Annotated in this window: 13 protein-coding genes and 1 tRNA gene; 10 read left to right on the top strand and 4 right to left on the bottom strand. The window is 59.1% G+C overall.

Annotation, left to right across the window (positions count from 1 at the left end; genetic code table 11):
* Positions 1 to 26: 26 nt before the first annotated feature.
* Together meaB and CHH27_RS27590 are read left to right on the top strand one after the other, a co-directional pair.
* Complete coding sequence (gene meaB / locus CHH27_RS08450; RefSeq protein WP_094071193.1) at positions 27 to 992, top strand: methylmalonyl Co-A mutase-associated GTPase MeaB; 966 nt, start codon at positions 27 to 29, stop codon at positions 990 to 992.
* A 199-nt stretch (positions 993 to 1,191) separates the two neighbouring features.
* Positions 1,192 to 1,458 carry a hypothetical protein gene (locus CHH27_RS27590; protein WP_157738804.1) on the top strand — a complete coding sequence of 89 codons (267 nt, stop codon included), beginning with the start codon at positions 1,192 to 1,194 and terminating at the stop codon, positions 1,456 to 1,458.
* A gap of 52 nt (positions 1,459 to 1,510) precedes the next feature.
* On the opposite strand, the gene CHH27_RS08445 is transcribed toward CHH27_RS27590, so the two are convergent.
* The 3 genes from CHH27_RS08445 to map form a co-directional block, all read right to left on the bottom strand.
* The gene (locus tag CHH27_RS08445; protein WP_094071192.1) at positions 1,511 to 3,793 is read right to left on the bottom strand and encodes a bifunctional diguanylate cyclase/phosphodiesterase; all 2,283 of its coding nucleotides are present in this window, start codon (positions 3,791 to 3,793) and stop codon (positions 1,511 to 1,513) included.
* Between the two features lie 163 nt (positions 3,794 to 3,956).
* Complete coding sequence (gene radC, locus CHH27_RS08440; RefSeq protein WP_094071191.1) at positions 3,957 to 4,667, bottom strand: DNA repair protein RadC; 711 nt, start codon at positions 4,665 to 4,667, stop codon at positions 3,957 to 3,959.
* A 9-nt stretch (positions 4,668 to 4,676) separates the two neighbouring features.
* Positions 4,677 to 5,507, bottom strand: coding sequence for a type I methionyl aminopeptidase (gene map / locus CHH27_RS08435; RefSeq protein WP_094071190.1), 831 nt, complete (start codon positions 5,505 to 5,507; stop codon positions 4,677 to 4,679).
* A 223-nt stretch (positions 5,508 to 5,730) separates the two neighbouring features.
* On the opposite strand from map, the gene CHH27_RS08430 reads away from it, so the two are divergent.
* Positions 5,731 to 5,816, top strand: a tRNA-Leu gene (locus tag CHH27_RS08430).
* A gap of 180 nt (positions 5,817 to 5,996) precedes the next feature.
* On the opposite strand, the gene CHH27_RS08425 is transcribed toward CHH27_RS08430, so the two are convergent.
* Positions 5,997 to 6,887, bottom strand: coding sequence for a LysR family transcriptional regulator (locus CHH27_RS08425; RefSeq protein WP_094071189.1), 891 nt, complete (start codon positions 6,885 to 6,887; stop codon positions 5,997 to 5,999).
* 116 nt (positions 6,888 to 7,003) lie between these two features.
* On the opposite strand from CHH27_RS08425, the gene CHH27_RS08420 reads away from it, so the two are divergent.
* From CHH27_RS08420 to CHH27_RS08390, 7 genes are all read left to right on the top strand, one after another.
* Positions 7,004 to 8,158, top strand: a complete 1,155-nt coding sequence (locus CHH27_RS08420; RefSeq protein WP_094071188.1) for an ABC transporter ATP-binding protein — start codon at positions 7,004 to 7,006, stop codon at positions 8,156 to 8,158.
* Complete coding sequence (locus CHH27_RS08415) at positions 8,158 to 9,078, top strand: carbohydrate ABC transporter permease (RefSeq protein WP_094071187.1); 921 nt, start codon at positions 8,158 to 8,160, stop codon at positions 9,076 to 9,078. The genes CHH27_RS08420 and CHH27_RS08415 overlap by 1 nt, the downstream gene beginning before the upstream one ends.
* Positions 9,075 to 10,010 (top strand): carbohydrate ABC transporter permease, encoded by a 936-nt coding sequence (locus tag CHH27_RS08410; protein WP_094071186.1) that lies wholly within the window; start codon positions 9,075 to 9,077, stop codon positions 10,008 to 10,010. The genes CHH27_RS08415 and CHH27_RS08410 overlap by 4 nt, the downstream gene beginning before the upstream one ends.
* Positions 10,011 to 10,137: 127 nt before the next feature.
* Complete coding sequence (locus CHH27_RS08405) at positions 10,138 to 11,403, top strand: extracellular solute-binding protein (protein ID WP_094071185.1); 1,266 nt, start codon at positions 10,138 to 10,140, stop codon at positions 11,401 to 11,403.
* 73 nt (positions 11,404 to 11,476) lie between these two features.
* Positions 11,477 to 12,301 carry a phosphodiesterase gene (locus CHH27_RS08400; protein ID WP_094071184.1) on the top strand — a complete coding sequence of 275 codons (825 nt, stop codon included), beginning with the start codon at positions 11,477 to 11,479 and terminating at the stop codon, positions 12,299 to 12,301.
* A 157-nt stretch (positions 12,302 to 12,458) separates the two neighbouring features.
* Positions 12,459 to 13,634, top strand: a complete 1,176-nt coding sequence (locus CHH27_RS08395) for an alpha-D-ribose 1-methylphosphonate 5-triphosphate diphosphatase (protein WP_094074604.1) — start codon at positions 12,459 to 12,461, stop codon at positions 13,632 to 13,634.
* Positions 13,635 to 13,801: 167 nt separating this feature from the next.
* On the top strand, positions 13,802 to 14,092 hold the full coding sequence (locus tag CHH27_RS08390) for a GIY-YIG nuclease family protein (RefSeq protein WP_094071183.1): 291 nt from the start codon (positions 13,802 to 13,804) through the stop codon (positions 14,090 to 14,092).
* The last annotated feature ends 71 nt before the right edge of the window (positions 14,093 to 14,163 follow it).

The raw sequence follows: 14,163 nt of genomic DNA, 5'->3' as shown, positions 1-14,163 counted from the left end.
CGAGCCCTGTTTGAGGAGCCGCGCAGGTGAGCGGCTCCTTCCCGGATCTGGCCGAACTGCGCGCAGGGGGCAAACGTCTGCTGTCGCGGGTGCTTACCCGTCTGGAAACACACGCAGCAGATCCGGTAACCGCGGCTTTTCTGGATGACGTCGCAAACAGGCCCCTTGGCCACGTGTTGGGTCTGACAGGACCTCCTGGTGTCGGCAAGTCCAGTCTGACCGATGCCCTGATCAGCGCATTCCGCGCTGACGGGCTTCGGGTTGGCGTGCTTGCGGTCGACCCGTCGTCCGCGCTGACGGGGGGCGCCCTTCTGGGGGATCGCACACGACTGAAGACAGACCCGGATGATGACGGCGTTTTTGTCCGCTCCATGGCTGCGCGCGACAGGCTCGGCGGTCTTTCCGACGAAGCGGTGGCTGCCATTGCGCTTTTAAGAGCGGTTTGCGATCGGGTGATCGTTGAAACCGTCGGCATAGGTCAGTCGGAAGGGGATCTGAAACAGGCGGTCGACAGTGTTGTCTTGTGCATTCAGCCGGGCTCCGGCGACAGCCTGCAATTCATGAAAGCCGGCATCATGGAACTGCCGGATGTCGTCGCGGTGACCAAAGCCGACATGGAGGTCCTGGCGCGCCGGGCCGCGTCGGATGTGAAGGGCGCGCTGTCCCTGAGCCGATCAACAGCAGAGGACTGGCAGGTACCTGTTTGCGAAGTCTCGGCCCAAAACCAGACAGGCATTGACGAGTTGGTCAGCCAGCTGAACCGGCACCAGGTGTTTCTGGAAGACTGCGGCCGATTGAGCGAGCGGCGCCGGGCCCAGCATGCGGCCTGGTTCGAGGATATGGTGCGGGCAGAATTCGGGGCAGCCGGGCTTAGGGTGATGGCTGCGGAGAAGACAACGGCCTGGCTTGAACACGCCGAAACAGCGCCTTTCAGAAGCTTTGCTGCGTTTTCTAGCAAACTGGTCAAGCGACTGGGTGTTGCGGGAGACTGACCTTTTGGATGTTTTTCTCCATAAGCTGGCTGTTTTCCTTGGAGTTCCCGCCCCATTTTTCTTTATTTTGGCTTTGCAGGTTCAAGGCGGCTTTCCATAGTTTTACAGAAAATGGAAATCCGGACTGTTCAAGTTCGAAACGCCCACGAAAAAAGAACTTGACGATACTTTGCCTTCTGTTTTTCTCTTTGGAGCGGCATTGCTTTCTGCTTATTTTCTTCACGAAATTACAGGCTCAAAGCTTACCATTTTGCTTATTCCTGCGGCAGGATATTTTTGTGGCTGGACCATTCGAAGAAAAGTGCAAACCGCATTTGGAGGTCCAATCGAGGATGGGGTGCTCTTCTATTTTTTCCCCTCGATTTCAAATGTGACAAGGCGTTGGCCGATGCTTCTGTTCGATGTATGGACGCTGGGAATTTCTTTTTCTATCGGCGCACTGGCGGCATTCAACCTGCCGAATTAGCTCATATGTCTTGCTCAGGAGCATGCTCTAGTTGGGGCAGCTCAGTGGCCGTTCAGCCCTTCGCCACCTGCGCCTGGTAGCTGAGATCAGCGCCAAAACCAGACGTGCCGCCATCGCCATTGAAGTCTTCCAGGAACTTGGTGAGGGCGGCTTCGGGCAGCGGCTTGGAGATGAAATAGCCCTGCATCCTGTGGCAGTCATGGGCCTGCAGGAAACGGATCTGCTCAAGGGTTTCGATACCCTCGGCAACGATGGTCATGCCAAGCGCCTTGCCGAGCTGGATGATCGACACGAGAATGGCTTCCGCTTCCTCGTTGCCATTCATGTCGGAGACGAAATCCCGGTCGATCTTGAGCGTGTCGAACGGGAACCGGCGCAGATAGCTGAGGCTTGAATAGCCGGAGCCGAAATCATCCAGTGCCACTTTGACACCAAGGTTTTTCAGGCGCCGCAAGGCCTTCAGAACCGAGTCATTGCGCCCGGCAAAGACGGTTTCCGTGACCTCGATTTCAAGCCGCTGCGGCGGCAGGTTGTTGGAAGCCAGGATCGCCATCACCTTTTCCACGAAGCGCGGATGCTTGAACTGGTTGGGCGATACATTGACCGACATGACAATGCCGGGCCATTCATGGGCCTGGGCGCAGGCCTTGTTCAGGACCCAGAGGCCCAGATCGTTGATCAGGCCGGTTTCCTCGGCAACCGGAATGAACTGGGCGGGAGAGACGACGGTGCCGTCTTCCTTGGTCCAGCGGGCGAGGGCCTCCACACTCACGATCCGCTCGGCGCTGGTGTCGGTCTGGGGCTGGTAGGCCAGGTCCAGCTCGTCGTTTTTAAGCGCTAGGCGCAGTTCGCGGGACAGCCTGTCCTTGGACTGGACATGGTGTTCCATGTTGGCTTCGAAGAAGGAACGCCGATTGCGGCCATTGGCCTTGGCATCGTAAAGGGCGATGTCGGCCTTGCGCAGAAGTTCGTCAGGATCATTGCCGTCGCGCGGGGCGATGGCAGCACCCATCGAGAGGCTGGCGTGAAGTTCCCGGCGTCCGATCATGATGGGGCGGGCGATTTCATCCTGTACCTGGTCCAGAACATATTCCAGCCAGACATCATCTTCGCAGTCCTTGATGACCATGGCGAATTCGTCGCCGCTGATGCGGGCAACGATGCCGGATTCCGGGATAACCCGTTTCAGACGTTGCGCAACCGCGACTATGACCTTGTCGCCGGCCGAATGCCCCAGCGTGTCGTTGATATCCTTGAAGTGATCAAGGTCGATATAGACGACGGCCGTGTTGCTTTGCCTGTGAATGCTCTCTTCCAGCGTGTCGGTCAGAAGCGCATGAAAGCGGGCCCTGTTGGGCAGGCCGGACAGCGCATCATGACGGGCGGCATGAACCGCCTTGGCTTCACTGTGAGCAAGGCGCCGGGTCATCTGGCGCGTGAACAGCGTCACCAGGATGACAACGGCTGCGATCATGAACGCTGCGAGCGCCAGAAACGGGTTGATCCGCTGCAGCATCAGGGTGCCCGGCTGCGTGGTTTGCCAGGCGATCATACCGATATCCGCATTGCGTGGTGACCGCAGCTGATAGCGGCCAACACCATCCCGGCCGGTCTGGGAATTGGTCAGGACAAAGCCGTCCAGCCGGGACATTTCGGAAATGTCCTTCAGCTTTTCGCCGCGCAATGGCACCAGGCTGACGAGAACCGAAGGCGGAAAACGCTCTTTTGCAATTGACTGGATCTGCGGCATGACCGCGGCCGCGCTGAACAGATGCGGTTCGCCGGCCAGAGCGACAACCCCCGTTTCGGCGATCGACCGGCGCGCGTCGCTGCTCTGCGGCACGAAACTGTACAGGCCGGACGGGGTGCGCGTGAAGGAGTTGATATAGCGGGCCCTGACCTTGGCAACTGACGGCGACAGGTCTCTGAAGAGCTGGTCGTCCATCCATTTGCTGGTGTGGTTCTGGGCATAGACGGAGGCGACTTCGAAGTCGCGGTTGATCAGAACGGATTTGGTGAAACCATGGTTCTGGAACAGCCAGTGCATGATGTTGTCATAGATCCAGCTCTGATCGGGATCCGGCTGGTTGATCCGGTGATAGGCCTCGTCCCAGATGACCACGCCGTTCTGCAGTTTGACCAGGTAGTTCTTGGTCAATTGCAGCGCGCCGGCAATGAGCTTGTGCTGGGACTGTTCCGCGGTTTCGTCCGACAATCTGGCAGACCAGTGCATCAGGCCAAAAATGCCAAAAACCGAAATGATGACCACCACGACCATCGGGATGATGATCGCGTTTGCTATCCGGCCGCCAGAGTTTTTGGACGATTTGTACATGCACCTGCCCAGTTGCTTCGGGCAGAGTATTGTCGAACTCGGTTAAGGAATGCCGCAGAACTATAGTAAAATATCGGTAAACCGAAAAAGGTGCCGATCTTTTTTCTCCAGGTCGATGAAGAGCTTTGCAGATTTCGAGACGAGGCCCTGGGCGGTGTTTGGATCAGATCAGTTGAAGACTTCGAAAACTGACATTTTTACGTAGGCCGACGATGATGTGATCATGCACGGTGATGCCCAGAGGCTCAGCTATCGAAATGATCTTCCGGGTCATCTGAATATCGGCCCGGGACGGCGTCGGATCGCCGGATGGATGATTGTGGACCAGGATGATCGCCGTGGCCGCATGCTCAAGCGCTCGCCGAATGACCTCGCGCGGATAAACCGGCGTATGATCGACCGTACCGGTCTGCTGGAGTTCATCGGCGATCAGTGCATTTTTCTTGTCCAGATACAGTACCCGGAACTGCTCGATATTGTTCTGGCCCATGGCGGCCTGCAGGTAGTCGATCACGCCCTGCCAGGATTCCAACACGGTTTTTTCGGTGATACCGGAACGGTGGTAGCGGATAATCGCGGCATGAACTGCCTGGAGCGTGTCGATGCTGATGTCGGACAGGCCTGGAATTTCCTTCAGCCGTTCGCGCGGAGCGGCAAGCGCGGCAGGAAAGGAGCCAAAACGTTGCAGCATGGCCTTGGCGATCGGCTTGGTGTCCTGGCGGGGCAGGGCAGAAAATAACAGGAATTCCAGAAGCTCATAGTCGGCGAGCCCTTGCTCGCCGGTTTTACGAAACCGCTCTCTCAGTCGCTGGCGGTGGCCCTTGTGGTCCGGTTCAGGTGAGCCGGCAATGCCATCAAAAGACTTCTGGTCCATTTACTCCTGTCAGTCGTTCGGCCGTCCCGGCTTGTGGAGGCCACCCGGCGAGGTGGTGAAGATCTGGCAGCCTTCAGGCGTGATGCCGATGGAATGTTCGAATTGGGCCGACAGCGAGCGGTCGCGGGTGACCGCCGTCCAGCCGTCGCTCAGCACTTTGACATGGGGGCGGCCGAGATTGACCATCGGTTCGATGGTGAAGATCATGCCGGGCTTGAGCTCAACCCCTTCGCCCGGGCGGCCGTAATGCAGGATGTTCGGCGTGTCGTGGAACAGAAGGCCGAGACCGTGGCCGCAGAAATCGCGCACCACGGAACAGCGCTGTGCCTCGACATAGGTCTGGATGGCATGGCCGATATCGCCGGTGGTGTTGCCCGGCTTGGCGGCCTCGATGCCGCGCATCAGGGATTCGTAAGTGACATCGATCAGGCGCTCGGCAGCGCGTTTCAGCTGGCCGACCGGATACATGCGGCTGGAATCGCCGTGCCAGCCGTCGAGAATGAAAGTCACATCGATATTGACGATGTCGCCGTCGCGCAGCGCCTTGTCGTTCGGAATGCCGTGACAGACAACGTGGTTGATCGAGGTGCAGCTGGACTTGGTATAGCCGCGATAGTTCAGCGTTGCCGGCAGGGCGTTGTGGTCGCGGCCATACTGGTAGACAAAATCGTCGATTTCCTGGGTGGTGGTGCCCGGCTTCACCATGGAGGCCAGCTCGTCGAGGCAAGCCGCCGTCAGTTGCCCGGCGCGCATCATGCCCTCAAAATCCTCAGGCCCGTAAAGGCGCACCTGTCCGGTGTTCTTCAGGGGAGCGTCGGCGGCGTCGATATAGCTGACCATGGGGTGTCCGTGTCTCGCACTTATCTGCGTGGCTGCTAGACCCGGCATGGTCGCTGCCTGCGCATTGTTCTTGGATTACCCTTCCACATACCGTTCAAAGCCGCCAATTTCCAGCGTCACTTGATGCAAAAACACGCGAACGTGGAAAGCGGCGCCCGGAAACCGCAATTGCCGGCCTTGCGTCTTGCGCTTTTTTTGCAAGGCAGCTAGGGGAATGGGATCCGCGGGCGTGGTGGAATTGGTAGACACAAGGGACTTAAAATCCCTCGGCCCTAGGCTGTACGGGTTCGAGTCCCGTCGCCCGCACCATTCTTGATTGCGCTATCGGCCTTCGGCCTGCTTGAGCGCGGTTTTGTTTGCGCTATCGCGCTTTGCGCAACATGAGCGCGGTTCCAGTTCGCTCCGCTCAGCTGCACCATTCTTGATTGCGCTATCGGCCTACAGCCTGCTTGAGCGCATCCAGGCGGCGCCACCCGTTTCGCAGATCTCTCACATTCCGCCGCCGGCCCGGACTTCGACCGCAACATCCAGAAAACTCCTGATCAAACGCAGTTCTCGCTTGTCGGCGGGGATTGCAATGCAGTCGCGATAGCCTTCCGGCATTTCTGTGACGGAGACGGCGGTCAGTTTGTCAGACGGGAAAAGGCTGTTTTCCAACAATAGGCCGATACCAAGATTGTGCAGGATGGCTTCCTTGACCATCGGAAAAGTGGTGGTGCGCAGGATCCGGGGCAGGCGCACCTCATGTTCCCTGAACTTTCTTCGAACGACTTTCTGGGTGAGAGACCCATCTTCGGGAAGAACCAGGGTCTCATGCTGAAGATCGGCGAGCAAGATCTTTTTGCGCCCGGCCAGGGGATGGCTTTTCAGCATATGGGCCTTGTAATTGGACCGTCTGAGCTCGTGCGTGAAAAGGGCTGGGCTCTCTTCGGGGTCCGTCACGATGGCGATGTCCACCTGGCGCTCGGCCAGAAGGGTCATGGCCGTGGTCCAGTTGTAAAGGGTGAAATCGATCTGGACCTGCGGAAAAAGCCGTCCGTATTGGGCGATGATCGGCATGGCCGGGCGCGGCGCGTTTGCGATCAGGCGAATGTGTCCGTCGGTCAGGGCGCTGTAGTCGCTGATCTTCTCGGTGACCAGCTGCTCCATGGTCGCCAGCCGGTCTGACACGGAAAAAAGCTCCTTTCCTGCACGGGTCAGCTCCAGGCCTGAGCGACGGCGGATGAAGAGCTGTGTGCCCATCCGGGTTTCCAGCTTGGCGATGTGCTGTGTCACCGACGATTGCGTGACGCCGAGTGCCTTCGCGGCAGCTGAGATCGACTCTTCGCGAGCGGCAAAGGTGAAAGCCTTGATCTGGTAGGGGCTTGGGGAGGCGTTCATGACAGTTCCATAATATCTGCGCTGCCAAACCGTAGCTCCTATTAGCGACGCTAATATTACGTCACAGACGGTTCAACCGGTGCCCCTAGTGTGCCCGCCAGACATTGGGGGCATAGATGACAGCCATATCCTTATCGGCAATCGAAAAGAGCTTCGGCGCGACCAGGGTTCTGGAGGGGATCAATCTCGACATCGCCGACGGTGAATTCCTGACGCTGGTCGGACCATCAGGGTGTGGCAAGTCCACCCTTCTTCGCATTCTGGCTGGCCTTGAGGCGCCGACTTCGGGACGCGTGGAGATCGGGGGCAGGGATGTCACAAACGTGCGCCCGGCTCACCGGAACCTGGCCATGGTGTTCCAGTCCTATGCGCTTTATCCGCACCTGACTGTCGCGCAGAACATGATGACCCCGTTGAAATTGCGGGACCTGTCGATGGTCCAGCGGCTGCCGTTTCTGGGGCCCCTGATGGCACGTGGCGCCTATCGCGCCATTCTCGGCCAGGTCGAGGACACGGCGAAGATCCTGAAGATCGATCATCTTCTTGATCGCAAGCCGGGGCAGCTCTCAGGCGGGCAGCGCCAACGTGCGGCGCTGGGCCGGGCCATGGTGCGCAAGCCGGTGGCCTTCCTGATGGATGAGCCGCTCTCCAATCTGGATGCCGCGCTGCGCATTCACATGCGATCGGAGCTTGCCGAGCTGCACCGCTCGCTCAAGACCACATTCGTCTATGTCACTCATGATCAGGCCGAGGCCCTGACCATGTCGGACCGGATGGCTGTCATGATGGACGGCAATATCCTCCAGCTCGGCGCGCCGGACGAGATCTACAACAATCCGCGGGACATTCGTGTTGCGGAATTTGTCGGGGCACCGAAGATCAATCTGTTGCCGGGCACGCTGGATGAGGCGGGGCATGCGCGTTGCGGGGAGATGGTTCTCGCCCGTGCTGCCGCCAATGGTGTCGTCGGCTGTGTCACCCTCGGCTTGAGACCGGAGCACCTTGCCCTTTGCGACAGGGGTGCGTCGGAATCCCTGAGCGGCCGCGTGGCGCACAAGGAAAATCTCGGCGCCGATATCTACCTGCATGTCTCCGTTCTGGATGGGGCGCAGCGGCTGGTGGTGCGTGTCTCACCGGTTGAAGGCGCTGAGATTTCCATCGGAGAAACCCGGTCCTTTCACAGATTGCACGGGCAGGCCATGGTCTTCGGCAAGGACGGCAAGCGCCTTGACCTGGCAGTTCCAGCCAGCGAAGTGGCGGAGGTGGCCTGATGCCGGATAGCAGGGCCCATCTGTGGTTTGTCGGACCGGCGCTCATTTTGATGGTGCTGATCCTGCTGCTGCCCATTCTGGTCGCCGCAGGACTCAGTTTCACCAGCTATAGCCTCGGCAATCCGGGGGCGGAGTTTGTCGGGCTGGAGAACTACGAAAAGATCTTCACCCGATCGACCTACGAGAAGATGTTCGGCGCCACCTTTCGCTATGTCTTCGTGGTGGTGCCGCTGTCCGTCGGGCTAGGTCTTGGGGCGGCCTTGCTGATCAATTCGACGAACCGCTTCGGCGATCTCTACAAGACGATCTACTTCCTGCCGGTGATGGCGGCCCTGATCGCAATGGCGATTGTCTGGGAATTCGCGTTTCATCCGACCATCGGCATTGTCAATTCCACGCTGGAACGCGGCTGCGGCTCATTTTTGGAAGCCTGGGGCTGGTTTGCCCATGGTTGCGAACGAGGTTTTCCGCTGTGGCTGACCGACCGCGACTATGCGATCTGGACGGTGGCCTTTATCGGGGTCTGGCAAGGCTTCGGGTTCAACATGGTGCTCTATCTTGCCGGACTGACATCGGTCCCGCGAGAGCTCTATCACGCTGCCGAGATGGACGGCGCCAGGACGGCGTGGGACCGGTTCCGGCTGGTGAAATGGCCGATGCTCGGCCCGACCACGGTCTTTGTGGTGACAATCTCCTTCATCCGCTCCTTCCAGGTGTTCGACACGGTCGAGGCCTTTTATCCGCAAGGCGGCGGTCCTTCCAAATCGGTCTACGTCATGATGTTCGCCATCTATGAAAAGGCCATTCAGCAGAACCTGATGGGCATCGGCGCTGCCATTACCGTGGTCTTCCTGGGCTTCGTCATGTTCCTGACCCTGATCCAGCGCTGGCTGGTGGAACGCCGGGTGCATTATTCATGAGCGACACAGCCCTTTCGCAACCCGGCGCGGTGAGCGTACCGAGCTTCCGGTTTTCTTCTGCCGAAACTCTGAAACATGTGGTGCTGATCCTCGGCAGCCTGATTGTGCTGCTGCCCTTCTACGTGATGGTCAGTTACAGCTTCAAAAGCCCGGCGGAAATCATGCAGAACACCGGCGGTTTCTTCGGCGCGCAGGAGCTGTTCCGGGACGACTATTGCATCAAGCTCGGCAGGGATGTCGCCGACTGCATGGTGACGCCGGTCATCTACAACTACTCTACGGCCTTCGAGAAGGCGCCGCTTCTGCGCTATCTTTTCAACGGCGTGGTGGTGACCGCCTCGATCTTTTTCATTCAGGTTCTCGTCGCGCTGCCTTGCGCCTATGCGCTTGCAAAACTGCGCTTCTGGGGCAGGGAGGCGGTCTTCGGCCTGGTGCTGTTCTGCCTGCTGATCCCGGTGCATGCGATTGCCCTGCCGCTCTACATCATGCTGGCGAAACTGGGTCTCACCAATTCCTACGCGGCGCTTGTCATCCCCTGGACGATCTCGGTCTTCGGCATTTTCCTGATGCGCCAGTTTTTCATGACCGTGCCGGACGACCTCATTGATGCCGCGCGCATGGACGGGATGAGTGAATTCTCGATCATCTGGAACGTCATGCTTCCGACCGCGATCCCCGCACTCCTGGCCTTTGCCATCTTCTCGGTCGTGGCGCACTGGAACGACTATTTCTGGCCGCGCATTGTCATCACCGGCGACCGCAGCCTGTTCACGCCGCCGCTGGGCCTGCGTGAATTCAAGGGCGACGCGGATGGCGACAATTTCGGTCCGATGATGGCGACAGCGACCATCATCGTCCTGCCGCTGATCGTGGCCTTTCTGGTCGCGCAGCGGCGCTTCATCGAGGGAATTACCTTGAGCGGGATGAAATGACCGCAAGAGGTTTTGAGGCGGGACCGCCCGTTGGAGGCGGCCCCGTTACCTGATCCTGCAAGGGATCATCCGGGTGCGGACAGTTTGGCGACCGGGCCGCACCCGTGGCAACACCACGGAGAGTTTCATGAAAAAGTGTCTCACTGCAATTGCTTTTCTTCTGGCCGCCGGCTCTGCCCAGGCTCAGGACGAGAAGATCACCATCGAATTCGCCTATCCCTATTCGCATCTCTTCGATGTGACCTATGAAAAGATCCTGCCGATGTTCAACGAGCAGTATCCGAACATCGAGGTGAAAATCCGCGCCGCTTACGAATCCTATGAAGACGGTACCAACACGATCCTGCGCGAAGCCGTTGCCGGCACGCTGCCGGATGTGACCATGCAGGGTCTGAACCGTCAGGCGATCCTGGTCGACAAAGGCATTGCCAAGTCGCTGGAGCCGTTCATCCTGAAGGAAGAAGACTTCGCCAAGGACGGCTACCATGATGCCATGCTGGCGCTGGGCACGTTCAACGACGACATCTACGGCCTGCCGTTCTCCGTCTCGCTGCCGGTCGGCTACTACAACATGGACGTGATGGCCAAGGCCGGTATCACCTCCACGGACCAGCTGCCGAAGACCTGGGAAGAGGTTGTTGCCACTTGCGGAAAGCTGCGCGAAGCCGGCGTCAAGAACCCGATGTTCTGGGGCTGGAACATCACCGGAAACTGGTTCCTGCAGGCGCTGATGTGGTCCCAGGACAAGCCGACCATGGAAGGCAACGACTTCCAGATCTCCTCTCCGGAAGGCCTTAAGTCGCTGGAAACCATGCAGTCCCTGTTCCGCGGTTGCGACATGCAGAACATCGAGTGGAAAGCCGCTCTGGCGTCCTTCTCCGCTGGCGAAATCGGCATGATGTTCTGGTCGACATCCGCTCTGGGTGCCGTTGAACGCGCGAAAGGCGATTTCGTTCTGAAGACCAACGAGTTCCCGGGTCTGGAAGCAACGGGTCCGAAGGGCCTGCCGGCTGGTGGCAACGCTGCTCTGCTGGTCTCGACCTCGGAAGACCCGAAAGAACTGGACGCTGCCTGGAAGTGGCTGAAGTTCATCACCTCCGGTCAGGGCGCTGCCGAAGTCGCACGCACCACCGGCTACATGCCGCCGAACAAGGCCGCCAACGAGGTGATCCTGGCCGACTTCTACAAGGACAACCCGAACAAGGAAACCGCCGTGCGCCAGCTGCCGCTGCTGCGCGACTGGCAGGCCTATCCGGGCGACAACGGCCTTGCTATCACCCAGGTGATCTATGACGGCATCGAAGGCGTCGTGACCGGTGAATATGACGACATGAGCGAACTGCAGGAAGCGCTTCACGAAGAAGTCCAGGACCTGCTGCCGTCCGCCAACTGATCCGCACTTTCAGGAAACGCCGCCCGGTTTCGGGCGGCGTTTTTTCATTCACAACAGCAATCTGGAGGAAGCGGTGAAACTTCTTCAACTCACAGACATTCACCTGACAAAACCGGGTGAGACCATCGGCGACCGGGAACCAAACGCGAATTTCCAGAAGGCCCTGGCGCATGCCGTTCATCTGCATGGCGACGCAGATGCACTCGTCATAACGGGCGACCTGTCTGACTGGGGTGATCGGGAAGACTATGTGCGGCTCAAGGAAATGTTGGCGCCGGTTCCGTTCCCGGTTCACCTGTGCATCGGCAATCACGACGAGCGGGATGTGTTCCTCTCCGTCTTTCCCGAGACAGCAGACGACAATGGTTTCGTGCAATCGGTCTTTGACCTTCCTGTCGGGACGGGGATTGTCCTCGACAGCTGGGGACCGAACAGCCATGCCGGCTTTTACTGCCAAACGCGCAGAGCCTGGCTGGAAACGCAGCTGGAGCGTCTGGAAGGACCGGTGTTCCTGTTCATGCATCACAATCCGGTGCCGATCGGCATTGCACCGATGGACCAGATCATGTTGCAGGAGGCGGAGGCCTTTGGTGAGCTCATTGCCCGGCATGCCCGCAAGATCCGGCACATCTTCCACGGCCATTGTCACTTGCCGCTCTGCGGGTCGCTCCACGGGGTGCCGTTCAGTGCGCCGCGGGGCACGAACCATGCGGGCTGGCCGGATTTCGGAAATGACCGGAGCCTGAGTGCGTCCGACCTGCCGGAGGCCTACGCCGTGATCCTGGCCGGAGACAGTTCGGTCATGGTGCATATGGTCGAGTTCGGCTACCAGGGGGAGATCCGCCGGGAAGGCTCGCCGGACTATGCCGACTGGGACCGGCTGACCATGGTGCGCTAGGGGCGCACTGATAATCCGACAATCAACAAGCCTGTCACGTTCTCTTTTCGAAACTGTCACATTCCTGGCCGGGAAAGGGAGTAGAAGGCCTCTTCACCGCAATGAACAGGACCAGCGCCGCTTCCTTCGGGCTGGTCCGATGCTGGAAGGACCCCGCATGACCTTTGCCGACAAACAGGTGCCGACCGGCAGCGAAGTGACTATCTTGAAAAACGCCAGGATCGTGCTGGGTGATGAGGTCGTGAAGGGACACCTGTCCGTCGCCGATGGCAAGATCGTTGCGGTCGATACAGGCGCTGCACCGCAATCCGGTCTCGACCTTGATGGTGACTATCTAGTGCCGGGTCTGGTGGACATTCACACCGACCATTTTGAGAAACACGTCTTTCCGCGCGCCCATGTACGCTGGGACCCGTTGCGGGCTGCCATGGCGCATGACGCCCAGATCATCGGCAGTGGCATCACCACCGTGTTCGACAGCCTGTGTGTGGGCGCGACCATCAAGAACCCGGAACGGCGCGAGATCCTGGCACCGATGATCGATGCTCTGGAAAAGGCCCAGGCAGCCGGCATGCTCAAATCCGAGCATCTGGTGCATTTGCGCTGCGAGATCACGGACGAAGAAGCAACCACCCTGACGGAAGAAAACATCGGCAAGAATATTGTCCGCATGGTCTCGGTGATGGAGCACCTGCCGGGCCGGCGTCAGAGCAAGAATATCGATGGCTATATCGAGCGACGGATGGCCGAAACGGGTGATAGCCGCAAAACGGTCGAACAGGCGGTGCAGGAGCTGTTGAACTTCTCAGACGATATCAGCGCCAGGGTGCGCCCGGCGGTCGTTGCTCTCGCTCATGCGCACAGGTTGCCGCTGCTCAGCCATGATGACACAGAGCTGGAACATATCGATGAGGCTCTGGCCGAGGGCATCTCCGTTTCGGAGTTCCCCTGCACGCAGGAGGCGGCGCGCAAGGCAAAACGCCATGACATGCATGTCGTCGGTGGCGCGCCGAACATCATCCGGGGCGGGTCCCAGTCGGGCAATGTCGCTGTCAGCGATCTGATGGCGGAGAACCTGGTCGACATTCTGGCCTCTGACTATGTTCCGCGTTCGCTGCTGGACAGCGCCTTCATGATCGCGGCGGAAGAGGCCCTCGACGTCGACCTGCCGCGGGCCGTGCGCATGGTGTCAAAGACGCCCGCACGTGTGGCCGGCCTGACGGATCGGGGTGAAATCGCCCAGGGGCAACGCGCCGATCTGCTGCATGTCGGGCTGCATGACGGTCATCCCTTCGTCAAGCAGGCCTGGCGGGCCGGACAGCGGGTGCTTTAGGAACGCTGTGGCACCTATCTGGTGGTGTTTCCGAGGTTAGGGCACGGCATGGATCCCATGGTCAAGCCATGGGATGACGAAGGTAGGGTGAAAGCCTGAAGCCGCTATTTTTTAACTGCGTCATTGCAGGGCTTGACCCTGCAATCCAGGCCGTTTCCTATCATTGGATGAAACGGTTCTGGGTCTACATGCTCGCCAGCCGTAAAAACGGGACGCTCTATACAGGCGTGACCAACAACTTGGCCTACAGAATATACCAGCACGAAACAGGACAAGGCTCTCGCTTCGCAGCCCGATACGGCGCCACACGGCTTGTCTGGTATGAGGAGCACCCGTACGCCCCGCAGGCGATTGCGCGCGAGAAAGCGATCAAAAGTTGGCCACGCAAATGGAAAACTGAACTCATTGAGGGAATGAATCCGGAGTGGTTCGATCTGAGACGCTTTTTGAATTCTTGAGGTGAAATACTGAGTAGGATTGGAAAAGCAACGGCCTGGATTGCAGGGTCAAGCCCTGCAATGACGACGTA

Source organism: Labrenzia sp. VG12 (assembly GCF_002237595.1).
GTDB lineage: Bacteria > Pseudomonadota > Alphaproteobacteria > Rhizobiales > Stappiaceae > Roseibium.
Note: the sequence above shows the minus strand (reverse complement) of the source record. Positions and strands in the feature narration are given on the sequence as shown.

Coding starts and splice junctions, on each gene's coding strand:
- CHH27_RS08420 (WP_094071188.1), top strand. CDS start 7,004: ATGACAGCCATATCCTTATCGGCAATCGAAAAGAGCTTCGGCGCGACC.
- CHH27_RS08405 (WP_094071185.1), top strand. CDS start 10,138: ATGAAAAAGTGTCTCACTGCAATTGCTTTTCTTCTGGCCGCCGGCTCT.
- CHH27_RS08390 (WP_094071183.1), top strand. CDS start 13,802: ATGAAACGGTTCTGGGTCTACATGCTCGCCAGCCGTAAAAACGGGACG.
- radC (WP_094071191.1), bottom strand. CDS start 4,667: ATGGACCAGAAGTCTTTTGATGGCATTGCCGGCTCACCTGAACCGGAC.
- CHH27_RS08395 (WP_094074604.1), top strand. CDS start 12,459: ATGACCTTTGCCGACAAACAGGTGCCGACCGGCAGCGAAGTGACTATC.
- CHH27_RS08425 (WP_094071189.1), bottom strand. CDS start 6,887: ATGAACGCCTCCCCAAGCCCCTACCAGATCAAGGCTTTCACCTTTGCC.
- CHH27_RS08410 (WP_094071186.1), top strand. CDS start 9,075: ATGAGCGACACAGCCCTTTCGCAACCCGGCGCGGTGAGCGTACCGAGC.
- CHH27_RS08415 (WP_094071187.1), top strand. CDS start 8,158: ATGCCGGATAGCAGGGCCCATCTGTGGTTTGTCGGACCGGCGCTCATT.
- CHH27_RS08445 (WP_094071192.1), bottom strand. CDS start 3,793: ATGTACAAATCGTCCAAAAACTCTGGCGGCCGGATAGCAAACGCGATC.
- map (WP_094071190.1), bottom strand. CDS start 5,507: ATGGTCAGCTATATCGACGCCGCCGACGCTCCCCTGAAGAACACCGGA.